This is a genomic window from Sphingomonas sp. HMP9 (assembly GCF_013374115.1).
In the GTDB taxonomy this organism is placed as follows: domain Bacteria; phylum Pseudomonadota; class Alphaproteobacteria; order Sphingomonadales; family Sphingomonadaceae; genus Sphingomonas.
The window spans coordinates 2,348,149-2,375,000 of sequence record NZ_AP022673.1 but is presented as its reverse complement, the minus strand read 5'-3'; the positions used below and the strand labels follow the sequence as shown (position 1 = coordinate 2,375,000).

General features: G+C 64.0%; 18 protein-coding genes, 1 tRNA gene and 2 rRNA genes (1 of these 21 running past the window's edge). 13 read left to right on the top strand and 8 right to left on the bottom strand.

The window, feature by feature from the left end:
* The 5 genes from HMP09_RS10505 to HMP09_RS10485 form a co-directional block, all read left to right on the top strand.
* A 23S ribosomal RNA gene (locus tag HMP09_RS10505) occupies positions 1–1,631 on the top strand; it begins 1,166 nt to the left of the window's first position.
* A 257-nt stretch (positions 1,632–1,888) separates the two neighbouring features.
* Positions 1,889–2,003, top strand: a 5S ribosomal RNA gene (rrf, locus tag HMP09_RS10500).
* 85 nt (positions 2,004–2,088) lie between these two features.
* Positions 2,089–2,165: transfer RNA gene (locus HMP09_RS10495), tRNA-Met, on the top strand.
* 536 nt (positions 2,166–2,701) lie between these two features.
* On the top strand, positions 2,702–5,284 hold the full coding sequence (locus HMP09_RS10490) for an ATP-binding protein (RefSeq protein WP_176500329.1): 2,583 nt from the start codon (positions 2,702–2,704) through the stop codon (positions 5,282–5,284).
* 29 nt (positions 5,285–5,313) lie between these two features.
* Positions 5,314–7,842, top strand: a complete 2,529-nt coding sequence (locus tag HMP09_RS10485) for an ATP-binding protein (RefSeq protein ID WP_176500328.1) — start codon at positions 5,314–5,316, stop codon at positions 7,840–7,842.
* Here the strand turns inward: HMP09_RS10485 and HMP09_RS10480 are convergent.
* The gene (locus tag HMP09_RS10480) at positions 7,836–9,272 is read right to left on the bottom strand and encodes a WecB/TagA/CpsF family glycosyltransferase (RefSeq protein ID WP_176500327.1); all 1,437 of its coding nucleotides are present in this window, start codon (positions 9,270–9,272) and stop codon (positions 7,836–7,838) included. The genes HMP09_RS10485 and HMP09_RS10480 overlap by 7 nt on opposite strands.
* A 282-nt stretch (positions 9,273–9,554) precedes the next feature.
* Between HMP09_RS10480 and HMP09_RS10475 the strand changes: the two genes are divergently transcribed.
* Genes HMP09_RS10475 through HMP09_RS10460 form a run of 4 tightly spaced genes read left to right on the top strand, consistent with a single transcriptional unit; the run spans position 9,555 to position 13,841 of the window.
* Positions 9,555–10,844 (top strand): oligosaccharide flippase family protein, encoded by a 1,290-nt coding sequence (locus HMP09_RS10475; protein ID WP_176500326.1) that lies wholly within the window; start codon positions 9,555–9,557, stop codon positions 10,842–10,844.
* Positions 10,841–11,770 carry a glycosyltransferase family 2 protein gene (locus tag HMP09_RS10470; RefSeq protein ID WP_176500325.1) on the top strand — a complete coding sequence of 310 codons (930 nt, stop codon included), beginning with the start codon at positions 10,841–10,843 and terminating at the stop codon, positions 11,768–11,770. Before HMP09_RS10475 ends, HMP09_RS10470 begins: the two co-directional genes overlap by 4 nt.
* Positions 11,771–11,793: 23 nt before the next feature.
* Positions 11,794–12,786 carry a glycosyltransferase family 2 protein gene (locus HMP09_RS10465; protein WP_176500324.1) on the top strand — a complete coding sequence of 331 codons (993 nt, stop codon included), beginning with the start codon at positions 11,794–11,796 and terminating at the stop codon, positions 12,784–12,786.
* A complete protein-coding gene (locus tag HMP09_RS10460; RefSeq protein WP_176500323.1) occupies positions 12,783–13,841 on the top strand; it encodes a glycosyltransferase in 1,059 nt (352 codons plus the stop codon). The genes HMP09_RS10465 and HMP09_RS10460 overlap by 4 nt, the downstream gene beginning before the upstream one ends.
* Here the strand turns inward: HMP09_RS10460 and HMP09_RS10455 are convergent.
* The 3 genes from HMP09_RS10455 to HMP09_RS10445 are packed head-to-tail and all read right to left on the bottom strand — an operon-like array spanning position 13,766 to position 17,594.
* Positions 13,766–15,046, bottom strand: coding sequence for an O-antigen ligase domain-containing protein (locus HMP09_RS10455; protein ID WP_176500322.1), 1,281 nt, complete (start codon positions 15,044–15,046; stop codon positions 13,766–13,768). The two genes, HMP09_RS10460 and HMP09_RS10455, sit on opposite strands and share 76 nt — an antisense overlap.
* Positions 15,001–16,413, bottom strand: a complete 1,413-nt coding sequence (locus HMP09_RS10450; protein ID WP_176500321.1) for a GumC family protein — start codon at positions 16,411–16,413, stop codon at positions 15,001–15,003. The genes HMP09_RS10455 and HMP09_RS10450 overlap by 46 nt, the downstream gene beginning before the upstream one ends.
* Positions 16,410–17,594 carry a polysaccharide biosynthesis/export family protein gene (locus tag HMP09_RS10445; RefSeq protein ID WP_232090176.1) on the bottom strand — a complete coding sequence of 395 codons (1,185 nt, stop codon included), beginning with the start codon at positions 17,592–17,594 and terminating at the stop codon, positions 16,410–16,412. The genes HMP09_RS10450 and HMP09_RS10445 overlap by 4 nt, the downstream gene beginning before the upstream one ends.
* A 117-nt stretch (positions 17,595–17,711) precedes the next feature.
* Here HMP09_RS10445 and HMP09_RS10440 point away from each other — a divergent pair, with 117 nt between their 5' ends.
* The 3 genes from HMP09_RS10440 (at position 17,712) to HMP09_RS10430 (ending at position 21,744) form a co-directional block, all read left to right on the top strand.
* Positions 17,712–18,320 (top strand): heme NO-binding domain-containing protein, encoded by a 609-nt coding sequence (locus HMP09_RS10440; protein WP_176500319.1) that lies wholly within the window; start codon positions 17,712–17,714, stop codon positions 18,318–18,320.
* A complete protein-coding gene (locus HMP09_RS10435) occupies positions 18,317–19,747 on the top strand; it encodes a sigma-54-dependent transcriptional regulator (protein ID WP_176500318.1) in 1,431 nt (476 codons plus the stop codon). Before HMP09_RS10440 ends, HMP09_RS10435 begins: the two co-directional genes overlap by 4 nt.
* 617 nt (positions 19,748–20,364) lie before the next feature.
* Positions 20,365–21,744 carry a GGDEF domain-containing protein gene (locus HMP09_RS10430; protein WP_232090175.1) on the top strand — a complete coding sequence of 460 codons (1,380 nt, stop codon included), beginning with the start codon at positions 20,365–20,367 and terminating at the stop codon, positions 21,742–21,744.
* Positions 21,745–21,864: 120 nt separating this feature from the next.
* Here HMP09_RS10430 and HMP09_RS10425 read toward each other — a convergent pair whose 3' ends face one another.
* Both HMP09_RS10425 and HMP09_RS10420 read right to left on the bottom strand, forming a co-directional pair.
* Entirely contained in the window at positions 21,865–22,542 is a 678-nt protein-coding gene (locus tag HMP09_RS10425) for a hypothetical protein (RefSeq protein WP_232090174.1), read from the bottom strand.
* A gap of 60 nt (positions 22,543–22,602) precedes the next feature.
* Positions 22,603–23,178: a hypothetical protein gene (locus HMP09_RS10420; protein WP_176500316.1), complete on the bottom strand. Its 576-nt coding sequence runs from the start codon at positions 23,176–23,178 to the stop codon at positions 22,603–22,605.
* A gap of 608 nt (positions 23,179–23,786) precedes the next feature.
* Between HMP09_RS10420 and HMP09_RS10415 the strand changes: the two genes are divergently transcribed.
* The gene (locus HMP09_RS10415; protein WP_176500315.1) at positions 23,787–24,611 is read left to right on the top strand and encodes a sensor histidine kinase; all 825 of its coding nucleotides are present in this window, start codon (positions 23,787–23,789) and stop codon (positions 24,609–24,611) included.
* Here the strand turns inward: HMP09_RS10415 and HMP09_RS10410 are convergent.
* Both HMP09_RS10410 and HMP09_RS10405 read right to left on the bottom strand, forming a co-directional pair.
* Positions 24,549–25,199, bottom strand: coding sequence for a response regulator transcription factor (locus HMP09_RS10410; protein ID WP_176500314.1), 651 nt, complete (start codon positions 25,197–25,199; stop codon positions 24,549–24,551). The two genes, HMP09_RS10415 and HMP09_RS10410, sit on opposite strands and share 63 nt — an antisense overlap.
* On the bottom strand, positions 25,192–26,628 hold the full coding sequence (locus HMP09_RS10405) for an ATP-binding protein (RefSeq protein ID WP_176500313.1): 1,437 nt from the start codon (positions 26,626–26,628) through the stop codon (positions 25,192–25,194). Before HMP09_RS10405 ends, HMP09_RS10410 begins: the two co-directional genes overlap by 8 nt.
* Positions 26,629–26,852 lie beyond the last annotated feature (224 nt).

Genomic DNA, 26,852 nt, shown 5'->3' with positions numbered 1-26,852 from the left:
TGTAACGGGGCTCAAGATACGTGCCGAAGCTTAGGGTGTACCACTTATGTGGTACGCGGTAGCGGAGCGTTCCGTAAGCCTGTGAAGCGATCTGGTAATGGGTCGTGGAGGTATCGGAAGTGCGAATGCAGACATGAGTAGCGATAAAGAGGGTGAGATGCCCTCTCGCCGAAAGACCAAGGGTTCCTGCGCAAGGCTAATCCGCGCAGGGTGAGCCGGCCCCTAAGACGAGCCCGAAGGGGGTAGTCGATGGGAACCACGTTAATATTCGTGGGCCTGGTGGTGTGTGACGGATCATGTGTGTTGTCATCCCTTATCGGATTGGGATGGCTTCGAAATGGTTCCAGGAAATAGCCCCACCGTATAGACCGTACCCGAAACCGACACAGGTGGTCAGGTAGAGTATACCAAGGCGCTTGAGAGAAGTGTCCTGAAGGAACTCGGCAAATTGCCTCCGTACCTTCGGAAGAAGGAGGCCCTCACTATGCGCAAGCACTTTGAGGGGGCACAGGCCAGGGGGTAGCGACTGTTTAGCAAAAACACAGGGCTCTGCTAAGTCGGCTTCAAGACGACGTATAGGGCCTGACGCCTGCCCGGTGCCTGAAGGTTAAGTGGAGGGGTGCAAGCTCTGAAATGAAGCCCAGGTAAACGGCGGCCGTAACTATAACGGTCCTAAGGTAGCGAAATTCCTTGTCGGGTAAGTTCCGACCTGCACGAATGGCGTAACGACTTCCCCACTGTCTCCAGGACATGCTCAGCGAAATTGAATTCTCCGTGAAGATGCGGAGTACCCGCGGTTAGACGGAAAGACCCCGTGCACCTTTACTGCAGCTTCAGAGTGGCATTAGGAAGAAACTGTGTAGCATAGGTGGGAGGCTTTGAAGCATCGGCGCCAGCTGATGTGGAGCCATAGGTGAAATACCACCCTGTTTGTTTCTGATGTCTAACCTCGTTCCGTAAGCCGGAACAGGGACCCTCTGTGGCGGGTAGTTTGACTGGGGCGGTCGCCTCCTAAAGAGTAACGGAGGCGCGCAATGGTGGGCTCAGGACGGTCGGAAACCGTCTGTTAGAGTGCAATGGCATAAGCCCGCCTGACTGCGAGACTGACAAGTCGAGCAGAGACGAAAGTCGGTCATAGTGATCCGGTGGTCCCTCGTGGAAGGGCCATCGCTCAACGGATAAAAGGTACGCCGGGGATAACAGGCTGATAACCCCCAAGAGCTCATATCGACGGGGTTGTTTGGCACCTCGATGTCGGCTCATCACATCCTGGGGCTGGAGCAGGTCCCAAGGGTTTGGCTGTTCGCCAATTAAAGTGGTACGTGAGCTGGGTTCAGAACGTCGCGAGACAGTTTGGTCCCTATCTGCCGTGGGCGTCGAAATTTGAGAGGAGTTGACCCTAGTACGAGAGGACCGGGTTGAACATACCTCTGGTGTACCAGTCGTTCCGCCAGGAGCGCAGCTGGGTAGCTATGTATGGACGGGATAACCGCTGAAAGCATCTAAGCGGGAAGCCTCCCTCGAGATAAGATTTCATAGAGCCGTCGGAGACCACGACGTTGATAGATCGGATGTAGAAGTGCGGTAACGCATGGAGCTAACCGATACTAATTGCTCTATTCGCGCTTGAGAGTCTCACACCATCAATGACAACACTGGGCCTAGCCCAACGCGTCTGATGCGTGCGGATGATTAAGACGACGCCAGATTGCCAATCCCCTCGCCGTCGAGGGATTGGTCCAAATACCAATACACCAGCACTCGGTGTTCCGAGAGGCTGGTCTACAAACCTTGCACGGTATCGATTTTAAACCCTCAAGCTTCGCCGCAAGGCGATTCTCGAAGGACCCAGATATTCACAGTCACGCATGTCGCACCGGCTCCATTGCCTGGTGGCTATAGCGTCGGTGTCCCACCCGATCCCATTCCGAACTCGGCCGTGAAACCCGACTGCGCCAATGGTACTATCGCTCAAGCGATGGAAGAGTAGGTCGTCGCCAGGCATTGAAGCCCGTGCGACATGCAAACACACACAGAATATCAAAACCCATTCACACTTGTCTCATACCCCTTCGCTAACGCGAATGTCGCGGGGTGGAGCAGCCCGGTAGCTCGTCAGGCTCATAACCTGAAGGTCACAGGTTCAAATCCTGTCCCCGCAACCATCTTGATTTGCAACACCTCCGAGGGAATACTCGCGGAGGATATTTGCGTTTCTGGCACACCGCGTGGCCGCTTTCTCACAAACAAGGCCTCGTGCCGTTCATTCACGATCCTCTCTTCGACGAACATTATTTGCATCGACGCCTCGCATCATTCGTCGTTCGGCTGAATTATGCTTTTGAATATCGTCGATCAGTAACGCCCATCTGATTTGCTTGAGTCTATCTTACGGTCCCGACTTTCTACTGATACCATTGTTATGTCGGCGTTTTCCACGGCCTAATGCCTGTGGTGGGCTTTGCGTCGTTCCCTACGGTTCCCGCCGCAAGTCGCGCGACATCATCTTCATCTCCTGCAACGCTCGTGCCTTTGCAATTGGTCATGACGAGTTTGAACAGGCTTTTGGCGCTTGGCGAAGGCATGGGCTCTTTGGAGTCATTGTCTCTTTACCGTTGGGGCGTATACCTGTGATGTGCGCTTCCAGTCCCTGATAGGCCGCGTCGCGGTGCCCTTGCTTTGCTGCACTGTCGGGACAGTGGTGATTGGCGTCGCTGTCGTGCTGAGCCAGGGCGAATGGGGGGGCGATGGCACGGTGCGACTTGCGTTCGGGCTAATCTGGCCAGTCGCCTGTGTGGTCGTCGTCTGCCAGTTCGTGATGACGTTGATGCTGTTGCGTCGAAGAATCGGCGAGCCTGTCGCGCAGCTTGCCGATCGTGTTCAGGCTCTTGCACACATGGCGCGCGGCGACCGCGACGCGGCGCCGGTGGCGCGCCTTGGTGCTTATGGGGATCTGGCCAAACTGCACGAGAACTTCGACGCCATGGAGCGCGCGCTGCGCGCCGATCGCCGCCAGTTCGCCAGTTCGTTCGATCTGCTGACCCGCAATCTTCGCAACATGGCGGTCTTCCTGACCGACGCCAACGGGCGCATCCGCAACTGGAACATCGGCGCGGAGCGGATCACCGGGTATAGCGCGCAGGAGGCGATCGGTGCGCACGTCACGTTGCTGTACCTGGAAACCCAAGCGCGCCGGCGCGACCCTGAATCCTTGCTCGCGCTGGCCCGCGAACTCGGCGTCGCGGTCGAATCCGAACGCCGCAAGCGCCGTGACGGCAGTGTTTTCTGGGCGTTGACCCGCGTCGAACCGGTCTATGGCGACAACGGCGTCCTAATCGGCTTCGCGCATGTTCTCGAGGATGTCAGCGCCGCGCGCGAACAGGCATCGAAAGTCGACGAGAATGTTCGCGTCCTTCGCATGGCGGAGGAAACCGCCGGAATTGGCCATTGGCGGCTCACGCTCGAGGGACAGCATGTCACCTTTTCGGACATGACCTACCGCATTTACGGCGTTCCACCCGGCGATCCCGTGTCCTTCGATTGGGCCGTGACGGCGTTTGCCGAGAGTGATCGGGCGATCGTGACGGAAAAGATCAACCGCGCGATCGCCGACCTCGGGAGCTACGCGTTTCGCGCGACGCTCGTCCGGCGCGACGGGATGCACCGCCATGTCGATGTGCGCGGCCAGATCGAACTCGACGTCGCGGGCGCGCCCTGTGCGCTGTTCGGCGTGATGCAAGACGTGACGGAAGACGTCGCCGTGCTCAAGGCCATGACCGCCGCGCGGGATGACGCGCACGCGGCGGCCGAGGCGAAAAACCGCTTGCTTGCGACCATGAGCCACGAGATCCGGACACCGCTGACGGGCATTCTCGGCATGCTCGACACCGTCGATCCGCACACCGATCCCGTCGGGTTGCGCCGCGATCTTGCCGCGGTCCGCTCGGCGGCCGGAACGCTCAAGACCGTGCTCGACGACGTCCTCGATCATGCGTGGCTGACCACCGGCAAGGTGCAGATCGAGGCCGTGCCCTACGACCTTCTTGCGGTCGTCACCACCACCGCCGATCTTTTCCGCGCGGCAGCGTCCGCCAAAGGCGTCGACCTGATCGTCGAGGGCGAAACGGCGCTCCCGACGATCGGCGATCCGGCGCGCGTCCAACAGATCGTGTCGAACCTGATCGGCAATGCCGTCAAGTTTACCAGCGCGGGCCATATTCGCGCACAGGTCGCGCGCGATGCACGCGGCCGTCTCGCGGTCACGGTGACGGATAGCGGGATCGGTATCGCAGCCGACGCCATGCCAAACCTGTTCACGCCGTTTACGCAAGGCGAGGCGTCGACCAGCCGCCGGTTCGGCGGGACCGGCCTTGGGCTTGCGATCTGCCAACAACTCGCCGAGGCGATGGGCGGCACGATCGTGGTGACGAGCACGCCGGCGGTCGGATCGAGCTTCCGACTGATGCTGCCGGCACCGGATCCGGCAATCGCGGCCGATGACGAGCCACAGCCCTGCGCGGCACAACCCCTTCAAATTGCCTCGACACCGCACCGTCCCCGACGGCTGCTGGTCGTCGAGGATGTCGAAACGACGCGGGTGGTTGCCGCACGCTTTCTGGAGCAGGTGGGGTGCGAGGTGCTCTGCGTCGACACTGGCGCCGCGGCGCTGAAGACGATCGCGACCGATCGCTTCGATGCGGTCCTGCTCGATGGTACGCTGCCCGATCTCGCGGGGGCGGAAGTCTCCCGCATCGCGCGACTGCTACCGCGCGGCCGGATCACGATAATCGGCTTCACCGCGCATACCGATCCGGAAGAACTCGCGCGGTTTCGCGCGAGTGGCATCGAGCGTTTTCTCGCCAAGCCCTTCGATCGTGCGGCAATGGGCGACATGGTCGCGACGCTGCCCATCGTCGAGGAAGCAAGCGCGAGCATGCCCTGGCCCGGAATCGACGATGCGCTCGATCGGCTGCCGACCGCGAGCCGCTTTGCCGTCCCCGCGCTCGCGGCGCGCAACCTGTACGATATCGCGGCGGGCGTCGAAGCGCTGATGCGAACCGGCGAAGCGCTCGTATCCCGGCTGGCGCTGGCCGTCCACAGTGCCAAGGGCATTGCGGCAACGCTGGGCGGGGGGCCGTTGCTCAAATGGTGTGACTTTGCCGAAGCGGCCGCCGAGGCGCTCGGCTGGAACCAACTGGTCTGGTTCGCGCCCGTGCTGGTCCGGGAATTGCGCGTCGCTGCCAACGCGTTGCCGTCGCAGGAGGCCGGCGAGTGGGCGGCGTGACGCAAATCCCGGGCGCGCAGGCGTCCCCCTTGACGGACGAATATATCGCGATCATGGAACGACGCGTGCGCCGCGCCGAACGTGCGCGCGCCAATGCCGAGGCGCTGCTCGAACGCCATGCGCGCGACCTGGACCGCAGCAATCGTGACCTGCGTCAGCGCGAAACCGAGCTGCTCGCCCGTCTGGACCTCGGCAATCGCCACCTGCTCGACGCGCAACGCACGGCCAAGATCGCGACGATCTACCGGGATCGCGGCAACACCTTCTTCATGTCCTCCGAATTCCACCGGATTCTCGGGCTGTCGCAGGACACGGCGGTGTCCCCGGCGATCGTGGCTGCGGCGATCCATCCGCTCGACCGGGCACGGGTCGCGGCGCTCGAGATGAAGTTCTACACGGGCGCCGCGGGTGCGGACCAGCGGTACGAGCACCGGATCCTGCGCGCGTGCGATGGCGAACTGAGCTGGCTACGCTGGACGCTGCGACGCGAAGTCAGGCCGGACGGTAGCTTCGCCTCGATCTCGGGCACCGTCCAGGACATCACCGAGCAGCGTCGCAGCGAGCGTCGGGCGCGCGCCTTGTCGCTGATAAGCGAAAGACGCGTGCGCGATCTCAGCCGTCTCACGCGCGAGCTTAGCGAGGCGACGGCACGGCAACGCGAATATGCGAGCTTTCTGAGCGCGGTGCTCGATACCGTTCCGCAGGGGATCGCGGTGTTCGACGGTGCGATGCAGCTCGCGGCGTGGAACAGCCGGCTCGCCGGGCTGACCGAGGTTTCGGCGGACAAGCTGCACCGCGGCCTGCCGTTCGATGCGTTCACGCAATTGCACTGGAGCCACGACTCGATGGCGCAGGGCGACCGGCTGAAGCGCGCCGCCGGTCGCATCGTCGATCAGCGTTTCGAACAGACGCTGTCCGACGGCCGTACCGTGGAGGTCACGGTCGGGTCGCGTGACGATGGCGGAATGGTCAAGACGTACACGGACGTCAGCGCGTACAAGGTCATCGAAGGCGACCTGCGCCAACAGCGCACCGAACTTGCCTTGCGCGTGACCGAACTCGAGCGGCTTTCCGAAGAATTGCGGCGGAGCAGTACGGCGACCGAAACCGCCAATCGGTCGAAATCCCAATTTCTGGCGATGATGAGCCACGATATCCGGACGCCGCTCAACGGCGTGCTCGGCATGATGGCGATGCTGGCCGAAACCGGCCTCGATCCGGCGCAGCAGCGGCAACTGGCGCTCGCGCGACAATCGGGTGATCTACTGCGCGTTCTCCTCGACGACATCATCGAAATCGTCCGGGCCGAAAGCGGGCGGATCGAACTCACGCCCGAACCGATGGATCTCGCCCGCGCGATCCCGGCAATCGGCGATTTCTGGCGCGCGGCCAGCGATAGCGCGGTGACGATCGAGGCGCGGGTCGCTCCGGACGTCCCGCGTGCCGTGATGCTCGACCACACGCGCTTTCGCCAATTGCTCGACAATCTCGTCAGCAACGCCATCAAATATACGCGTGAGGGTCGCGTCCTGATCCAGGTGTCGTCGCGGGCATCGTGGTTGCGGGTCGATGTTGAAGACACGGGTCCCGGGATCGACCCGGCGCTGCAAAAGATGCTGTTTACGGACTTTAACCGCCTGCGCACGATGGCGGTGGCGGCGACCCCCGGGGCGGGGCTTGGTCTGGCGATCTGTCGCCGACTGGTCGAGGCGATGGGCGGGCAGATCGGCATCGACAGCGCGCTCGGTGGCGGGAGCCGCTTCTGGTTCGAGCTCCCGCTTGTCATTGCGCACGAGCGAGAGCCGGTCCGGGTCGGTTCGACGATCGCGGCGGTGCGGCGGCCCGATGGCGCGCGCCCCCGCATTCTGATCGCCGAGGATATCGAGATAAACCGCCTGGTACTGGCGGGGATGCTCGATCTGCTTGGATGCGATCACGTCGCGGTCGTCAACGGTGCCGAGGCGGTCGATGCGATCACGCGAGACGCGTTCGACATAGTGCTGATGGACGTCCAGATGCCCGTTCTCGACGGCGTCGCCGCGACGCGTCAGATCCGTGCGCTACCCGGCGCGGTGGGCAGGGTGCCGATCATCGGCGTCACCGCGCATGCGCTGCATTCGGAGCGTGCCGCGCTGCTCGAGGCGGGAATGACGTCGTGCCTGTCAAAGCCGATCGAGATGGCGCTGTTGGCGAAATGGCTGCAGGAGGCGCTGACCGATCAGCCGGTCTCCGATGCGACGTTGATCGACACGACAACCTATCAGGACCTTTTCTCCGCCTTTGCGCCACCGCGTCGCGCGGCGATCCTGGCGCTCGCGATCACCGATCTCGAACAACTCGGCGAAGCCCTGGCGGTCGCACATGCCAAGGGCGACGCGGACGCCGCGCGCCGGGCGGCGCACAGCCTGAAGGGCGTGGCGGGCAATATCGGTGCGAGCGCCGCGCGGACGATGGCGGATGACTGGGAAGCGATGTCGCCGGCGACGATCCGACAGACGATCGCGGACACGGTGGAGCGTGCCCGCGATCTGTTTGGGCATGTCGCCGTCGATCAATAGGCGCCGCGTGCGCTGATCACCGCGGGCACGGTCCGCAGCAGCAGGCCAATGTCCTTGAGCACCGACCGCTGCTCGACATAGGCGATGTCGAGCTCGACCTGGCGCTCGAACGGGATTTCGGCGCGTCCCGACACTTGCCAGGTGCAGGTGATGCCCGGCTTGCCCTGCAGCCGCTTGCGGCTGCGGTCGCCGTAGCGCACGACTTCCTGCGGCAGCGCCGGGCGCGGGCCGACCAGCGACATCGCGCCCGACAGCACGTTGAGCAACTGCGGCAGTTCATCGAGCGACAGGCGGCGCAGCACCGCGCCGACGCGAGTCACGCGCGGATCGCGGCGCATCTTGAAGCACATCGCGTCGCGTTCGGAATGCGCCAACAGCGCCGCGCGATGCTGTTCGGCATCGACCACCATCGAACGGAATTTGATCATCCGGAACGGCCGGCCATTCTCGCCGACGCGCGTCTGCTTGAAGAATACCGGCCCGCCATCCTCGAGCTTGATCGCCAGCGCAACGGCCAGGAAGATCGGCAGCGCAACCAGCAAGGCGAACGCGGTCGCGAGCACGTCGCCCAGCCGCTTCACCCCAGCGCCCAGTTCCGCCAGCGGCAGGCGCTCCGACAGCGCATAGGCCGAGGCGTGCGCGAGGAAGCGCGCATTGCCGATAAGGTAGCGATTGGCGAGCCGCTTCGGCTCCTGGATCAGCCGCCACGCCCATTTGCAGCCGATCTTGCGCAGCGCAAGCGGTGCGCGCGGGATCCGGCCCGAATAATAATCGAACAGGCCGCCGACGCCGAGCAGCACGGGAACGCGCAGCCGGTCGGCATATTGCGCGATCCACTGCTCCTGGCGGGGCACGCCCATGCCCACGAACAGCAAACCCGCGCCCGATGCGTTGATCGCGCCGATCACGTCGCGCATCTCCTCGGGCGCGAAGAACCCGTCGCGCGTGCCCGCAACCCGGAGCGGCGGATAGCGACGCTGCATCTCCGCGGCGGCGGCGGCGGCAACGCCGGGTTCGCCGCCGAGCAGGAAGATCGGCACGCCGGCATAGGCAGCGCGCGCGCAGAGATCGGGAAACAGGTCCGTGCCGTTCAGATTTTCGCCGAGCGGGCGGCCGACCAGCTTGGACGCGATCCGCATCCCGGATCCATCGGGCAACAGCAGATCGCTGTCGCGCAGGACCTGCGCATATTGCGGATCGCGGTAGAGCGTGTTGATGCAGTGCGCGTTGACGAAGCTGACTCGGGTGGGCGTACCCAGCAAGGCGCGGTCGATCAGCTGATCGGCAGTCTCAACGCGCGTCGCCTTGCGCAGGTCGAGCCCGAACAGGTGCGTGGTCTTGTTCGGCTCCGCTGGGACAAGCAGGCGGGGCGCAGGCGCGATCGCACGGCGCATGTCGAAAGCGGGGGTGAAATCGGGGTTGTAGTACATGCGGCCTCTCCTTGAATGATGGAGGGCTCAGCGCATCTTCCGTGCCGATTTCAGAAAACCGCGGTCTTTCAATGGTATGATGCCTCTTGGCGACGCGCTTGCGTCACGGTTCGTTGCACAATGCACCGGGCGATGGCGCGCGGATGCGACGACCTTCGCAAATCGCGAACATGCGCACGGCCTCGGCACGCTCGCCTGAAGGAAATCAGCCCGAAACAGTGACATGCCGGAACTGGCACGAGTCTTGGAAGGAACCCCGCGTATTGTGAGGAACCGTTCGAGATGGTGATAGCCCGTTCAGTATCTGCCCGCCTGCCTGGCGAGGTTCGCGCCGTGCTCGGCGGGCTTGCCGCGTATGGCGTTGCCGAGATCGCCACGCGGCTCGTGCGGATCGTCGCCATCGTCACGATCGCGCATCGCATATCGCCGGAAACGATGGGGACCGCCGCCCTTGCGCTCAGCCTGTTCGAGCTCGTCCGCGTGCTCGCCAATGCCGGGATCGGTCAACGCATCATCGCCGCCGACGCGCTCGACCTCGACGCAACCTGCCGCACCGCTCGCACGCTGTTCTGGGGCTGGTGCGGCACGATCGCGCTGCTGCAGCTGATCGTCGCCGGCGCCATGGCCACGCTGTTCGACAATCGCGACGTCGCGGCCATGCTCGCGGTGCTGAGCGCGGTCTATCTGCTGATGCCTGGCGGGCTGGTGCAGGTCTTCCTGTTGATGCGCGCCGGCCGGCTCGGGGTGACCGCGCGGATCGCGGCGACGCAGACGCTGGCCGACCATATCCTGTCGATGCTGCTGGTGCTGGTCTGGCCGAGCGCCTGGGCGTTGGTGTTGCCGAAGCTGCTGACCGCGCCGATCTGGCTGCTGCTGGTGCGCCGCGCGATGCCATGGCGCCCGGGCCCTGGCAGCGATCGCGTGCCGCTCCGCCACTTCACGCGTTTCGGGTGCGGCGTCATCGTTACCGATCTGGTCGGCGCCGCGCGCCAGCAACTCGACAAGCTGATCGTCGGCGCGATGCTCGGCACCAAAGCGCTAGGCATCTACTATTTCGCGTTCAACGCCGGCGTCGGCATCACCAATTCGTTCGTCGCCTCGCTGTCGATCGTCCTGTTCCCGCATCTGTGCGCTGCAAAGACGCGCGCGTTGCGGTTGCGCCGGTTGGGCCAGTCGCTGTGTCTCGCGCTCGCCTTGTTCCTGCCGGTGACACTCACCCAGGTGCTGCTCGCGCCAATTTACGTGCCGCTGCTGTTCGGTGCGCATTGGGCGTCTGCCGCGCCGCTGGTGGCGATCCTCGGGCTCGGTGCCGTGCCGATGATCTTCGCCTCCGTCGCCACCGCGTGGCTGCGTGCCGAAAACGCCCCCGGCATCGACGCCATGATGGGCGCTGCCGCCAGCGCTGCCGCGCTCGTCGCGCTGACGCTCGGCTGCCGCATCGGCCTTGCCACCGCGGCGACCGCCTATGTCGCCGCGCTCTACCTGGTCCTCGTACCCGCCACGCTTTTCATCTTCGCCCGCGCCGGTTGGGCGCTTCCCCGTCAGACATCCCCCCAGGAGCAATTCGCATGACTTCTCCCTTCTTCAGCGTCGTCGTCCCCGTCTACAACGCCGCCGCGACGATCACCGCGACCGTGCGCAGCGTGCTGACCCAGACCGAGCGCGACTTCGAGCTGCTGCTGATCGACGATGGGTCGACCGACGACAGCCTTGCCATCATGCTGCGCCTCGGCGCCGAGGACGATCGTATCCGCGTGCTGTCCCATCGCAACGCGGGGGTCGCGGCGACCCGCAACCTGGGGGTCGACCTCGCCCACGGCGCGATGATCGCCTTTCTCGATTCGGACGATGCCTGGCACCCCACGAAGCTGGAGCGGCACCGCGCGCTGCACGCCGCCGATCCTGGCATCGGGATCAGCTTCGCCCGGATCGCCTTTCTCGAGGCGCAAAAGGCGGTGCATGCCGAGGTGCGGACGTGCTCCACCGTGCCGGCGGGCGATCTCACGCTGACGCAGGTCATTGGCGAAAATCCGGTGTGTACCGCGTCGAACATCGTCGTCACGCGCGATTGTCTGGAGGCGGTCGGCCTGTTCACGGTCGGCATGGATTATGCCGAGGACCAGGAGTGGCTCGCCCGCGCGATCGATGCCGGTATCAGGGTGCGCGGGATCGACGAACTGCTCGTCGAGTATCGCCTGTCGCCCGCGGGGCTCTCGTCGAACCTCCACGCGATGTACGATGGCTGGCGACGGCTGACCCGGCCCTATCGCGACCGGATCGACGTGCCGGCCGCCGAGGCGCTCTATTGTCGGTATCTCTCGCGGCGCGCGCTGCGCAACGGCGGGACCGCGACCGCCGCGCTTCGCTTCGCTTGGCGCGGGGTGTCGCTCGATGCTGGCACGTTCTTTGCTGATGCGAAACGCGGGAGCCTGACGCTTGCCGCCGCGATCGTCAGCCCCGTCATTCCGCGCACCGTGCGCACCCGCGTTTTCGCATAACGCCGCTCGATAGGATTACAGCCATGCACACGCCGTTGGTCTCCGTCATCATGCCCGTCTACAATGTCGAGCGCTTCGTGGGCGAGGCGATCTGCTCGGTGCTCGACCAGAGCTATCGCCATTTCGAACTGATCATCGTCGACGATGGCGGCAGCGATGAGAGCGTCGCGATTTGCAAAGGCTTTTCGGATTCGCGAATCCGGATCGTGCATCAGGCGAATCGCGGACTGGCCGGGGCCCGCAACACCGGGATCGATGCGAGCCAGGGCAAATATATCGCGCTGCTCGATTCTGACGACCGCTGGGACGCCGACAAACTGTTGCTGCACGTCATCCATCTGGAGGCGAATGCGTCGGTCGATGTCAGCTATTCGGGGTCGCGGATGATCGACGCGAACGGACGCCCGCTGTCGGTCGCGATGCGGCCGCGTCTGATGGGGATCACCCCCGCGCATATTCTCCAGCGCAACCCGGTCGGCAACGGCTCGGCACCGGTGCTGCGGATGGCCGCGCTCGAACGTGCGGGGTTCGCGCACCCCGACGAACCGTCGCGGCGCTGCTGGTTCGACGAGAGCTTTCGCCAGTCGGAGGATATCGAATTGTGGATCCGGCTCGCCGCCGGCCATGGCTGCCGGTTCGAGGGGATCGACGGGTTGCTGACCGACTATCGCATCGTCGGCGGCGACCTGTCGGCGAACATCCCGCGGCAATATGACACGTGGCAGCGCGCCATCGGCAAGGCCCTTGGCTACGCGCCGGCGCTGATCGCGCGCCACGGGCGCGCGGCGGCGGCATTCCAGTTGCGCTACCTTGCCCGCCGCGCGGTGCAGCTCGGTGATGCGCCGTTCGCGACCTCGCTGTTGCGCCAGGCGCTGGCGCTGCACCCGATGATGACGCTGACCGAACCGGCAAAGACGGCGCAGACCGCGGCCGCCGCACTGGCCGCACGCCTTTTGCCGCGAGCAGCGTTCGCCAAGCTGGTTTCGGCGCGGCTCGGTACGGCCGCGGCGGCATGACCCGGTTGCGCTGCGTCCACCTCGCCGACGATTTCGCGATGGGGGGAGTCACGAAGGCCCTGCGGATCTATGATCATCCGCTGCTCGCCGCGTGCGCCGACAGCCGCGTACTGCCGGTCAGGCCGGGCTGGGCGATCGCGCCGCGGCTCGATGCCGACGTGATCATGACGCACTTCCCGCCGAGCTGGCGCACGCTGCCGTTCTTCGCATCGCTGCGGATGCGCAATCCGCGCGCGCGGCTCGTCCATGTCGAACACAGCTATACGGGGGCGTGGGAAGCGCTGAAGGTTTCGGCACGCAGGCGGTTCCGGTGGATGCTGCGCGCGGCCTACGCGCTGTGCCACGACGTCGTCGCGGTGTCGCACGGCCAGGCGGCATGGCTTGCCGAGGCGGGGTCCATCCCGGCCGCGAAGCTGCATGTCCTGCACCCATGGAGCGGCGCGCAGGGACTGCTCGATGTTCCGATTGCATCGATCCGGGCAGACCGTCCGCTGCGGCTTGCCGCTTATGGCCGTTTCGCCGAGGCCAAGGGGTTCGACGTCCTGATCGACGCGGTCAAGCGCCTCGATCCCGCCCGGTTCGAACTCGTTCTTGGCGGTGCGGGCGAGGACGAGGCCGCACTGTGGCAGCGTGCCGCCAATTGCCGCAACATTCGCTTCGCCGGGTTGATCGGCGACGTCGCGGGGTTTCTAGCCGCAGCCGACGTGGTGGTAGTGCCGTCACGCTGGGAGGCGTTCGGGCAGGTTGCGGCAGAGGCGCGGATGGCGGGTAGGCCGGTCGTGGTCGCCGATATCGACGGGCTGGCCGAGCAGGCGGGCGACGCCGGGATCGCGGCGGATTGCACCGATGCGACGCGGCTCGCGGCGACCTTGGCGACTTTGCCGGCGCGTGATCTCGGCGCGATGGCGCAGGCGGCGCGTGCATCGATGCGCGATGCCGAGACGTCGCGGCTCCATGCGTGGCGCGCGCTCTTTGCCCGTCAGGCCTCGTGTCTGCGTTCGCTGCCGCGTCGCGCGGCGGCGCCGATCAGCACCAGCGCCGGCCAGAACAGATAGCCGAGCACTTCGAGATTCTCGCCGAAGCTGTAGAGGAACAGCACGATCAGCATCGACAGGCCGACGCGGCCGATCGGATCGCGTAGGGCCAGCCGGCCGGTGACGATCAGGCTGTAGGCGAGCGGCACGCCCAGCGCGACCGCCCCCATCGCGCCCTTCACGAACAACAGCCCGTACCAGCTATGGTGGCTGCCGATCGGCATATATTCCACCATGTGCGGACCGCGCTCGACGATGCCGTGGCCGAACCACGGCGCCTCGGTCCGCCAGCGGGTGACCGCGATCCGCCCCAGCGCGGCACGGACGCGGCTGCTGTCGGCGCGCGCGCCGCTGAAATCGGCTTGCGCCTGCGTGACGAACGTCAACACCGTCGGCGCGAACAGCCCGGTGGCCAGCACGCCGGGTGCGGCGATCCACCACGTCGCGGGTCGCGACAGCCGCGCGACGATATGCGCCAGCGGCCACACCACCGCGATCGCCACTAGCGCGAGCCGCGACGCCGACAGCAACGCGATCAGCACCCCGGCGACGATGCCGACGATCTTCCACCGCCGGTCGCGCTCCTCGATCGCGCACAGGATGTACACCACCGCGACCATGCCCGCCGCCGGCGACCATGGCGCGAAGAATTGCCAGCGCGCGGTGCCGACGCCGGGCTCGGTCGTGTAGAGCATCACGGTGAAGAACTCGTCGCTCGACCCGCCCAGCACCTTGAGCGGCGAGACGTAGAGCAACTCGGGCAAGTGGGCGAGCGGCGCGATCAGGAAGAAGGGGATGAGGATCAGCGTCTGGCGACCCAGCCGGCACACCGCGCGGTACACGATCTCGGGTCGCACATCGAGCACCGCCGCCCCGAACGGGAACACCGCGAGCAGCGCCCAGCCCTTGGCCCAGCCGATCGAGGATTTGATCGTCTGGCCTGCACTCAGGTCGTTGGCGGCATGACCGAACCACAACGCCAGCAACATCGCTGTCATGGCGAGGATCCATACCCAGACGATCCCGCCGAGCGGCGGCGCGCGCAGTTCGGGGGCGAGCGCCGGACCGGCATACAAGCGCCAACACGCCATGCCCGCCAGCGTCCAGCCGAGCACCGGACCCGCGATATACAGCCCGCCGACCGCATAGAGCAGCCAGGTCGCGCCGATCGTTCGTGCGATCAGGCGTTCGGCAGGAGTCTGTTGAGGATCGGTTGCCGCAGCCATGCCAGTCCAAAGCCGATTACAATCAGGAGGGAAGCGCCCAGCGCGCCGGCGATCGCGATCTTCTTGGACGGCGAGGCCTGAGTCTTCGGTAAGGAGGGTTCCTCCAGTGTCTGCACGAGCGGGTAGGAGGCGAACGGATCGGACTTGTTGGTGTCGAGCCGCGCCAACGCCGAGGAAAAGACCGCCTCTGCGACACGCTGATCGCGCACCAGATCCGCCAGCAGCGAGGCCTGCTTTACCAGCGCGTCCGAAGTCGCGGTCTGGTTGTCGATCTGGCGGCGGATCTCGGCCACGGCGGCGGCGGCGCCGGCGGCCTGGCTGTCGCTGCTCACCAGCGTCTCGAACATGCGTGCGCGTCCCTCGGTCACCGATAGATCCGCGAACGAGAGCAGGGTGGCACGGGCAAGCCCGGTCAGCGCAGCACCGCGCGCGACCATCGCGTCGCGCAACGCACCGCGTTCGGCATCGAGTTGCTGCCGCGTTCCGTGATTGGCCCCGAGCGTCGCTGCCGCCTCGGTGTCAGAGGTCGCGATCGTCGCGTAGCGCGCCAGCTGCGACTGGAACAGCGGATCGGCCTTGAGCAACATCGCCCTGCGCGCGCCGTCTGTCGAAATGCGCAGCGCCACGCCGAGCCGGCTGCGCTGCGCGGCCTGTTGTGCCAGTGCGGTCCGCGCCTCGCGTTCGCGCAGGTGCAACGTATCGAGTGCGCCGACGCGGCTGTTGAACTGTTCGAGCGAGACGAGTCCGGTCTCACCCTGAAACGCCAGCAAGCGTCGCTGGGCCGCGCGCACCTTGTCCTGCAATTGGCCGATCCGCGCACGATCGGCGCTCTCCCGCTTGATCGATTCATCGTCGCGCAGCCGATCGAGCCCGGCGAGAAACGCGGTGCGCAGCGCAGCGCCATTGGCTTGTGCCTGGCGCGGCGATGGACCGGCGATGGTGATCTCGATCAGGTTGGTCTGGTCGACCAGCTTGATCGCGGGGGCCGGATAGGAGTCCTCGCTTTCACCCGCGACGCGCGCGGCGCGGCGCAGGGTGACGTCCGACATCAGCAGACGCTTGTAATTCTCGGTCGGGCTGAGCGTCGCACTGGAGAAGGCGGACGCGGTGACCGACGATGCCTGGCCGATCGAATCGACGTTCATCGATCCGCCGACGCCGGATCCCGGCAGGATCAGCGTCATTTCGCTGGCGTAGCGCACCGGGGCGAACATCAGATAGGCGGCGGTGACCGCCCAGACCGCGACCAGCGCGGGGGCGGCCATCAGAAGGTACCGGCGATAGCGCCCGGCGGATGGCAATCCCTTGCGCACGACATGCCATGCCTTGATCAGCCGGCGCGGTCGCTCGACGGGGGTGTGCCTCACTTGTTCACCGCTGTGTTCAGCAGGATCGCCGGCGTGACCGTGTTGGCGACATTGCTGACGAGCGAGATCGCCTCCTGCAGGTTGGTCCAGCGGCTGTCGTAACAGGCGATCGCGTCGCCGGGCATGAGATAGGGGTCGGCCGCATCGCGATCGGCGCCGCGCACCAGCAGCTCGATCCGGCGTTCGATGACGACGCTGACGCCGGTCATAGGGTTCCGCGAGATCAGCACAGCGCGTCTGCCCGCGTTCATCGCCGAACCGCCGACGCAGTTCATCGCCACAAGCCCCTGCAGCAGGCGCGTTCCGTAGGGCAGGCTCGTCGTGTCCTTGCCGATTGCGGCGCTGGCATTGTTCGACGCCGGCCGCGAGAGGTTCGACATATAGACGCGGATACCCGGCGCGGTGACCAGCGAGGGGCGCACCAGCATGGCATCGAAGCAGCCGGTCGAGGGCACGACGATACGGTCGCCGCTCGCAAGCGAGACGTCGCCGGTCGCGGCTCCTGCCATGCTCGCGCGCAGATCGAGCACGGTCAGGGTTCCGGCGCGGATCAGCCCAATAGAGCCCAGGTCGGCGTCGGGGCGGATCCCGCCTGCGGCACGAAGCGCGCTCGCGACGCTACGCCCGGGATTGGTGTCGCCACTCGCAGCCCCTTCCTTCTGCCCGACACGGCTTTCGGTGGGGCGGTCGCCCGCGCGTACCGTGCCGGGGTCGAACACCGCGCCCGATACCAGGATCGAAACCCCGCCCGTCTCGATGAGCCGAAGATCGACCGGGGCACGCAGCTGCGGCGCGGCGATACCGGCGCCGCGCAGTCTCACGGTGAGACGCTCCTGGAGCCGCTCGAGCGTCGTCCCCGTCGCAACGACCGGATCGAGTCCGGGCAGCGCGAGCATGCCGTCATCGCCGATGACATAGGTACCGGTCACGCGGTCTGTGTCGCCGATCAGCCTGAGGCGCAGCCGATCCCCCGGGCCGAGCATCGTTTCGGCGCGCAGCATCGCGGTACGCGGCAAGAGCGGAAGCCCCGAGCGACCGGCAGCGCATGGCGGTGCCACCGTGGCGATGCGTTGCTCCGGCATCCACGCGCCTCCCGCGCGGTTGTCCGGGCGTGGCCCCGCGACGCAACCTGCGAGCAGCAGGACGACGCTACCCGCCAGTAAAGCAAAACGAGGCACCACGGACAGTCTCCGATTCAGATGGTTGATCCTCATCAAGTCTCGTGCCAATCGGTTTAACCACGCGTGCTTGCCATTTTCTTACGCGCGTGATGTAAAGAGGGGCGGGATATTTGCGAAATGCAAACCTTTTCCGCGCAAATTGCAATCCGAGTCGAAAACAAATGCTGCCGGTCAAGTGAGGAGAGTGTCGTGAAAGGCGTGATTTTCACCGAGTTGATTGGCTTTATCGAGCAACGCTTCGGTATCATCTTCATGGACGCAGTGCTGTGCGAGGCTGATCTGCCCAATGACGGGGCGTTCACCACGGTCGGCACCTACCCGAGCAGTCATGCGCTGCGACTGATAGTTTTGGCGGCTGACCGCGCCGGTCTGTCAGTCGATGCGGTCTGTACCGACTATGGCGAGCATCTGTTCGACCGCTTCGGCGTGCTCTTCCCCGCCATCCTCGCGCGATACGCCACGGCCGATGCGTTGCTCGAACATGTCGGCTCGCACATTCATGAGGAGGTCCGTGTTCTGTATCCGGACGCGCGGCCGCCGCGCATCAGCACCGAACGCGATGGCGCCAGTCTGATCGTCACTTACGCTTCGCACCGTCCGATGGCGCATATCGCCTACGGACTGATCCGCCGCAGCATGGCAGCTTACGGCGATCCGCGGACGCTGAGCTGGACCTCCACGCCACGCGCCGAGACCGCCACCTTCCGCCTGTCCGCCGCCCAATGAACCAACGCGCTGCCCGGATCCTGATCGTCGAGGACACGGCGTCGCTCGCGCAGACCTACGCCGCTCTGCTCGAAGACGCCGGGCATACGGTAGATGTGGTAGCAACCGGCGCCGCCGCGCACGACAGGATCGCGCGCGCCCTCGAACCGTACGATGCGGTATTGCTCGACCTTCAACTACCCGACTGCGATGGGCTGGAATGGCTGGGGGCGAGCGGTGATCTGGCGCAGAACAGCAGCGTCATCGTTGCCACGGCAAACGGCTCGATCAACCGCGCGATCAGCGCCATGCGGCTCGGCGCCTATGATTTCCTCGTGAAGCCGGTCGCCCCCGAACGCTTGCTGACGACCACGCGCAATGCCGTCGAACGGCATCTGCTCGCGCAGGAGGTGAAAGTCGTCTCGGCGCTTGCCGGGCGTGAGCATTTTCAAGGATTCATCGGCAAGTCGAACGTGATGCAGGCGGTGTATCGCGCGATCGAGAATGTCGCCGATTCCAAGGCGACGATCTTCATCACTGGGGAAAGCGGCACGGGGAAGGAAGTGGCCGCGGAAGCCATCCACCGGGCGGGCAAGCGCGCGCCGCGAAATTTCATCGCCATCAACTGCGGCGCGATCCCCGAAAACCTCCTCGAATCCGAAGTCTTCGGTCACGTGAAAGGGGCATTCACCGGCGCGGTGGAGCACCGGCTGGGCGCGGCCCGCGAAGCCGATGGGGGCACGCTTTTTCTCGATGAGATATGCGAGATGGAATTGAAGCTGCAGGTAAAGCTGTTGCGCTTCCTGCAGACGGGCATGATCCAGCGCGTCGGGAGCAGCCGGCCGGAGCCGGTTGATGTGCGGATCGTCTGCGCGACGAACCGTAACCCGGTGGTCGAGGTGGCCGCGGGACGGTTTCGCGAAGATCTGTTCTACCGTTTGTCGGTCATCCCGCTAGAACTGCCCCCGCTGCGGGATCGCGGGCAGGACATCGCGCTCATTGCACAGACTTTCTTGGCGCGTTTCGCCACGGAGGAGGGCAAGGTATTCGATCCGCTGAACGGCGCGACGATTGCCGCGCTACAGGCGCGGACCTGGCCTGGAAATGTGCGGGAATTGCAGAACGTCATCCGCCGCGCGGTGGTCATGAACCCCGGGCCGGTCCTTGCCGCCGAGCATGTCGCGTTGGCGCCGGAAGCATCTCTTCGGCCGAAGGATGCGGGCGCGCCCCCGCCCGATACCGATACCGATACCGATAATGTGCATCTTGAAGGGTCTGCAACGCCGTCGAGAACGCTCGCCGAGATCGAACGCATGGCGATCGAGCAGGCGATTATAGTGGCCGACGGCAGCATTCCCGGTGCCGCCAAGATGCTGGCAGTCAGCCCATCGACGATCTACCGGCTCAGAGAGCGTTGGAAGATCGATGACAAGCAGCCGAGCGATTGAGCGGCTGTTGGCAAGGCTGACGAAGAGGAGTTCCTTGCAGGCTTGCGCCAGCTGGATCGCAGGATTTCTTGAGCAGGACATGCAGCGACGGCACGCATGTTTGCGATTTGCGAAAATTTAGTGCTCGCCCGGTGCAGCGTGCGACGCACCGTCGTGCGTAGACGGCCAGCGGGAACGCATGCCTTTGATAAAAAGCGGTTTTACAAGATCGGCACGAAAGATGCTCTGCTTCCTCCGTCAAGGAGGACAGGTATGTACTTGAACCGCGATATCCCCAACACGTTCGTCATAGGGCGTCCTGTAGCGCTGCGCGCCGTTCCTGTGTCCCCGCGGCGACCCTGCCGGTGATCCGGCTCGATCCGCGCAACGATGCTATTTGCACCCTCCCATTTCAGTGGGTCATGGTCGCGTCGGTCTTGATCTGATCTACGCGAAAAGCGGACCTGGTCCGATCTTTCCGCCTTTCCAACGCTCACCATCCCTTCAGATCGGCGAAAGCCATGCAGACGATTTATCCAAATGTAAGCAGGATATTATCCACTTCGCGCGATCATGGCGTTTCGAAAACGAACGCGACGCGAGCGACCAGGTCGGCAATGAACCTTCGTAGAATATGGGTGACGGCGGCCTCGCTCTATTTCCTGGCGGCGGCCTTGACGATCCATCTCACCAGCAACGGCCGAGACATTGCCGCGCTGTGGCCGGCCAATGCGATCCTCGTCGCGATGTTGCTCGCCGACCGGCGTCAGCGCTGGAAGACCGTGCTGAGTGCCGGTCTTGTCGGCAATATTGCAGCCAATTTGGTCATGCGCGGATCGTTTATCGGGCCCATATTATATGGCGTATCGAACACCATGGAAATCGCGCTGGTGGTCTCGCTTCTACGTTGCGACCTGCGTCAGGATAATATCCTGCAGTCGACCGGATCGACGCTGCGGTTTCTGCTGGTCGCGGGCATCGTGGCGCCGTCCGTCAGCGGTGTTCTCGGCGCCTTCACGGCACATTGGGTCTTTGGTGAACCGTTTGCGAAGTCGTTCGTCAACTGGCTTGCGAGCGATTCGCTCGGCTTGCTGGTATTCACCCCGTTTTTCCTTGCGGTCTTCAGGGGTGATTTCATTACCTGGTTCAACAGCAGGACCTGGGTACAGCGTCTCGAAGCCATTGCGCTGCTCGCATTGACCGGCGCCGTAAGCTATCACGTCTTCTTCGTCGTGCGCCAGCCGATGCTCTTCCTGCTATTCCCGCCGTTGATGCTGGTGACCTTCCGCACAGGCCGGATCGGCACCAAAGCTGCCGTCATGCTCGTCGCCATCGTCGGGTCCATCGCGACGATGCAGGGCTATGGACCAGTGGTCATGTTGACGCCCATCCCGTCGGATCAAGTGCATATCCTGCAAGCCTTCCTGGCGGTCATGCTGCTTACCTGCTTGCCGGTGGCGGCCGAGGTGACCGCCCGGGTCCGTCTGGTCGAACGCCTCGATGAGCATAATCGCGAAATGACCAACCAGGCGATGACGGATGCCCTGACCGGCGTCCGAAATCGTGCAGGGTTCTACAGCGCGGGGCGAGCATTGCTTCCGAACGCGGCCGAAGGATTGGTCAGCCTGATTGCCATCGACTTCGATCATTTCAAGGCGATCAACGATCGCTGGGGTAATCAGATCGGCGACCGGGCGCTCCAGCACGTGACCCACATCTTGAAAGCCCATACCCGGCCTTGGGACGTCATCTGCCGTCTTGGCGGCGATGAGTTCGTCGTTCTGCTTCCGCACAGCGACATCGATGCGGCGATGGCCGTCGCCGAACGCTTCCAGGCTGGCTTACGGACCGTGCCGTTCATGGTCGATCACAGCACCGCCACGACAGTCAGCCTGAGTATGGGCGTCGTATCGTCCTTGCCGAGCGAGGATTGCACACGACTCTACGGACGTGCCGATCTGGCGCTGTATGCCGCGAAGAACGCTGGCCGAAACCAGATCCGCGCGGCCACAGCCTAGCAACAGTCTTGGCCTCTATTGTCGCACCGCATCGCGCGCGAAATCGGGCAAAGCACCATTCGGCAAACGTGTAGGATCTGCTGACGCGGTAGCGCGCCGCAATGGGGAAGGCGGGGCGTCTTATCTGCCGCTACTGACCGATGCGGTGACCGACGGGGCGGGTATCTCTTGGCTGCGCGTTGGGGTGGCGGTCCCGATCACGGGGCCATTGCGCACCAGCCTTTGTGCCTCTGCACGAATAGCCGCCTGGATCAGAGGATTCGAAAGATCGACCGGGCCGGCATTCGGGTTGTTCGGGATCGCCCGGCTATTGGCGACCAGGGCTGCCTGCGGGGCTGCCGAACCATCTGCCAGCTTGTACCGGGTCGGGAGCGAACCCGGGCACATCTGACCCGTCGCGGCAAAAAACGCATCCGCGCTTTTCAGATCCTGACACATCCGTGCCACGGCGACGTTGTCGAAGCCCATCGCGTGCCACGCGGCGGCATCGGACCGCCGTTGGCAACCTTCATCGCTGCGCCCGATGTTGATGTTGAACGCGATCGGTCCTCCGGCAGCGCCACCGCCCGTGCCGATCAGGCAGGGGTTTGCGCCGCCGAAATAGCTGCCCTGCGCGCTGGGAGTCGTCCAGGTATGGCCGTCGTAGCTGACCTCCTGACGCACCGGGACCGATGTCTGCGGTCCGGTGATCGCCATCACGTTCACGGTGTTGCTGGACTGAGCTTCCATTTGCTGCGCGGTTGCAGCAGCGGGAAGGAGAACAAGCGCGGCGATTGCACCGCAGGCAGACAGTTTCATGATCGGTCCTTCCCAAAACGGTAAAACCGGGGTGGCCTGAGCCACCCCGGAAGGTGGTGCTCAGTCGATGTCCCAACCAAGCGAGCCGAAGGTGAAGGCCGTCACGCCGGCCGCACCCGCCGCCGTCCAGTCGAGCGACGTCGTATTGAACTGATCGGAGTGCGAGGCGTCGAACGACGTTGCCAGCTTGAAATCGGCGCTGCTTTGGCCGAAGTTCATGACCTGCATGCTCAGCGCGGCACTGCCTCCGGTAAGCCCGCCGTACAGCCCGCTGTTGAAGCTGCTCGTCGTGATCGTGCCGTTATTGGCGGCGTCGACGCCGGCCGAGATCGCAGATCCCGAGGCGCCCACACCGCCGACGAGCGCGTAGCTCGATCCGGCAGGCAACGAGCTGATGTTCATCGTGCCACCGAAGCCGCTACCCGATCCGGCCGACATTTCGCGGTTGATGTCGATGCTGAGCGTCTGGCCATTGGTGCCGCTGACGGTCGACGTGTCGATCGCGCCGTTGTTGAAGCCGCCAAGCCCCACGCCGATGCCTGCACCGCCGGTGACCGTACCCGACGTTTGTGCAAGCGCCGGCACCGCGGCTGCGAGCGCCAGGACCGAGATCGCGCCATAGATTGCTTTCTTCATCGCCTTGTCTCCTATGCCCGCCGCGTTGGACGGGAGCTTGCGCCCGACAGACAATCCGCCGGGTGGCCTGGTCTCGCCGCGGGGTCGGCTTTCCCCGTGGTGGCGGACGTAAATACCGCTGATCGCAAGGTGCGAAGCCGCGGAGGGAGCAGGCGTCCGCGGCCTGCTTCGCATAGGGTACAGCGCCACCCGTGATCGTCGCTGAGCGCGACGACCTCGGGTGGACACCGCCGGGACGGCGGGCCGATCGCGTTGGTCGCTTGATCCTGGCCAGGGGAGGTCAGGTCGACCACGCGCTGCGGGGGGCGGGTTCGCGCCCACTGTCCCAAGGGATGCAACTCCAGAACGAGCCGATCGACAGTTCGCGTTCACACCGCTCGATCTCGCCGCTGCCCATGTCATTCCTGCATCTCTTGTCATCTTGGTAACGCACGGACGCGACGTGGGAAAATCCGTGTGATTACGGAAAAACAGCAGGCCGTTACTCCGTGTTTCTAAGGAGTTGCGGTCAGCGAACGCAGGCCGCAGCAAGGCTAGACGAGAGCGCCCAGGCGATGCCGTGCGATCGATCGATCGCAGGCCACTACACAGAGGAGAGATACGGCGTGTTGAGCGATCCTGATCCGAAATCGATCACTATCGAGCTGGGAAACTTGCCCTCGTCTTTCATCGTCACGCAGTGCGACGGGGTGACGGTTTGGCAAGAAGGACGCTTTGGCGACGGCGAGCAACGTCACTACGAAGCGTCCGGGACTTCCCTCGCAGCAACGACCGATATGGACAGCCCGGTAGTGCTGCACATTCCGTCCGCTCTACCGGCACCCCTCGATCTGCTGTTGCTGCACGAAGCTCAGCACCGCAGCCGAAACCTCGTTTCCCTGGTCGTGTCACTGGCGCATCAGTCCCTCGCCAGCATCGAGAACGATCCAGTGGTGCATGCGTTCGTCGAGCGGCTGCGTAGCCTCGACGCGGTGGCAAGGATCGGATGTGAAGTCGAAGGTGATCTTTGCCCAGTAGCGCGGATCGCTGATCAGGTGACGCAGCGGCTCGATGATCCGCTACGTCCCCGCATCGTGAAAACGGGTCCGGACGTAGCGATCGCGGCGCGCTGGGCCCATTTGCTGGCGATCGTGCTGCATGAATTGACGGTCAATGCGTTGCGCCACGGGTCTCTGAGTATCGCGCAAGGCCGCGTCGACATGCGGTGGGCGATCGTCCGCGACGCGTCCGACCCGCTCGACACGCTGCTGTTCTCCTGGCGGGAACGGGACGGCCCACCGGTTCCCAAGCAGACGCGGACCGGGTTCGGTACGCGCGTGCTACGCGATCTGATCAAATCGAATCGGCGCTGCGAAGCCGTTCTGAAGATGCTACCCACGGGCCTGGTTTACGAGCTGTCCATCTCCCTTGGTGACGGCGAACTCAGCTATTGAGCCGTGCCCGAAGCCCGCTTCCAATCCGAGGCGGATCAACTGCGCGGTGCCACGGGCGCCCGTCTTCTCAAGCAACTTGTTCCGATAGGTCTCCACGGTACGCGGGCTGATCCCCAATTGACGTCCCGTCTCCTTGCTCGTTGCGCCGGTCATGATCAGCTCCAGCACCTGACGTTCGCGTCTGGACAGCACCGAATCCAGATTATGGTTTTCGTGTTCACGCGACCAGGACCGCGCGGCCTCGATAGCGCTCAAGATCGTTGATGCAGCGAATGGTTTCTCGATGAAATCCATTGCTCCTGCCCGCATTGCTTCGACCGCAAGCGGGATATCGGCATGTCCGGCGATGATGATGACCGGATCCGATCGACCCCGTTCCGCCAGCGCGCGGGTAAGCTCTATGCCTGACAGCCCCGGCATCATAACGTCGCAGACCAGAATGCCCGGCGGCAAATGGTCGAGCATGTCGAGAAATATCTCGCCGCATCCAAATGACCGCGCCGGAACGCCCCCTGTCGCCAGCAGAAGCGAAAGGGATCGGCACATCTCGGGTTCGTCATCGATGATGTAAATCTCGCGATCAGGCATTGGACCTGTCCCCTATGTCGCGGCGGGGCACCGTGAACACGAAGCGCGCACCGCCAAGTGCCGTATTGCCGTCACACCAGATGCGTCCGCCATGCCCCTCGACGATCGTGCGGCAGATCGCCAGTCCGATACCCACGCCATCGATCTTGGTCGATTGGAAGGGCGTGAAGATATCCTGTCGCAGTTCTGGTGCGATGCCGTCGCCGCTGTCTTCAACCGCAAACATCACGTCGCCTGAATCACACTGCGCTCCGCACAGTAGGATACGCCGATCATCACGATCGCGAACGGAGTCGGCGGCGTTCATCATCAGATTGAGAACGACTTGTTGAAGTTGAACGACGTCTGCGAAGATCGTTAAATCCGTTTCGGAAAAATCGACGTCGAGCTTTGCCCGTGCATCGTCCACCGCGAGCGCGCCCATGCGGGCAGCGTCTTCGAGCATCGCGCGTGCGTTGATCGGAATTAGAGTGGGCGGTTTCCGGCCGACAAAATTGCGCAGGCGTTTCAGTACCGCGGCGGTCCGGAACACCTGCGACAAGGTATCGTAAATCGCGGACCGTGCTGCCAGGAGGTCGGGATTGTCCTTAGAGAGGATCGCCTGCGCTGCCCCAGCATAATTGGCGATGAAGGAAAGCGGTTGGTTCAGCTCGTGCGCAATCGACGATCCGAGTTGTCCAAGCGATGTGGCTCTGGCTATGCGGTATAGTTTCCGCTGCGTCGCCGCCAGTTCCTCAGCCGACTCTATGGTCCTGGTCTCGTCACGGACGTATAATATACTAAAGTCATTGTTATTTATCGTTAAGGGCGTGGACGTTAGCCGCAAATATATCTCTTTCTCGGACGAAAGTGATATCTTGTTGATGGGATCCGAATAACTGATCTGTCTGCCAAACAATGTATCGACGCTTTGGTTGGATAACCAGTCTCGGCACGATTCAAACAGCCGACAGGCCGCATCATTGGCAGTCAGGATATCCCCTTTTCCATTCACGATAAGCGTGACCGCAGGCGTGTTGTTGAACATGACCTGAAGTATGTGTTCCCGGCTGCTGGCGTTTGCCGCCAATTGCCGCTCGCGAAATCGGAGTTTGATGAGTCTGTCTCCGCCAAAAGACACCACGATGCAGAACAGCAATACCGTGGAGGTATTCCGTATGTTGACGATCGACACGTCGGTGCCAGAAATGAGTATCGTGCCCGTAAGCGATAGACAGGTTGCTACCAGCCCCGCGCTCAGACCGCGCCGGCTGGCATTGAACAAGACCGCTGCAAGGCAGAACAGGAACGGCAGATTGATGCCGAGCAAGGTCCGCGCCATCGACGTGACGACTAACGCCAGGACAGATACTGCGACCGCAACACCGACACCGTTATCCTGCTCCACCGCCGGCGCTTCGCTGTCGACCATCTCCCAAAAACGCCGCATTGCCACCGCCTTAGTCCGGTTTGGACCTGTATAGACGTATGGTTATCATTATGTTCATAAATTCGATCAGAACGGTTCCAGTTTTGGGACTCTCGCAATCGCAACCGAATTTAGGCGCCGGCCGCTCGGACCGCGATGCACAATGGTTACGCAGGTAACCATCGGCCGGGCACCTAGCTCAGGGGTGTCTCGACTGCCTGTTCCGGCGATGATTGCTGTCATCG

Coding starts and splice junctions, on each gene's coding strand:
- HMP09_RS10480 (WP_176500327.1), bottom strand. CDS start 9,272: ATGTACTACAACCCCGATTTCACCCCCGCTTTCGACATGCGCCGTGCG.
- HMP09_RS10475 (WP_176500326.1), top strand. CDS start 9,555: ATGGTGATAGCCCGTTCAGTATCTGCCCGCCTGCCTGGCGAGGTTCGC.
- HMP09_RS10470 (WP_176500325.1), top strand. CDS start 10,841: ATGACTTCTCCCTTCTTCAGCGTCGTCGTCCCCGTCTACAACGCCGCC.
- HMP09_RS10465 (WP_176500324.1), top strand. CDS start 11,794: ATGCACACGCCGTTGGTCTCCGTCATCATGCCCGTCTACAATGTCGAG.
- HMP09_RS10460 (WP_176500323.1), top strand. CDS start 12,783: ATGACCCGGTTGCGCTGCGTCCACCTCGCCGACGATTTCGCGATGGGG.
- HMP09_RS10455 (WP_176500322.1), bottom strand. CDS start 15,046: ATGGCTGCGGCAACCGATCCTCAACAGACTCCTGCCGAACGCCTGATC.
- HMP09_RS10440 (WP_176500319.1), top strand. CDS start 17,712: ATGCAAACCTTTTCCGCGCAAATTGCAATCCGAGTCGAAAACAAATGC.
- HMP09_RS10435 (WP_176500318.1), top strand. CDS start 18,317: ATGAACCAACGCGCTGCCCGGATCCTGATCGTCGAGGACACGGCGTCG.
- HMP09_RS10425 (WP_232090174.1), bottom strand. CDS start 22,542: ATGAAACTGTCTGCCTGCGGTGCAATCGCCGCGCTTGTTCTCCTTCCC.
- HMP09_RS10420 (WP_176500316.1), bottom strand. CDS start 23,178: ATGAAGAAAGCAATCTATGGCGCGATCTCGGTCCTGGCGCTCGCAGCC.
- HMP09_RS10410 (WP_176500314.1), bottom strand. CDS start 25,199: ATGCCTGATCGCGAGATTTACATCATCGATGACGAACCCGAGATGTGC.
- HMP09_RS10405 (WP_176500313.1), bottom strand. CDS start 26,628: ATGCGGCGTTTTTGGGAGATGGTCGACAGCGAAGCGCCGGCGGTGGAG.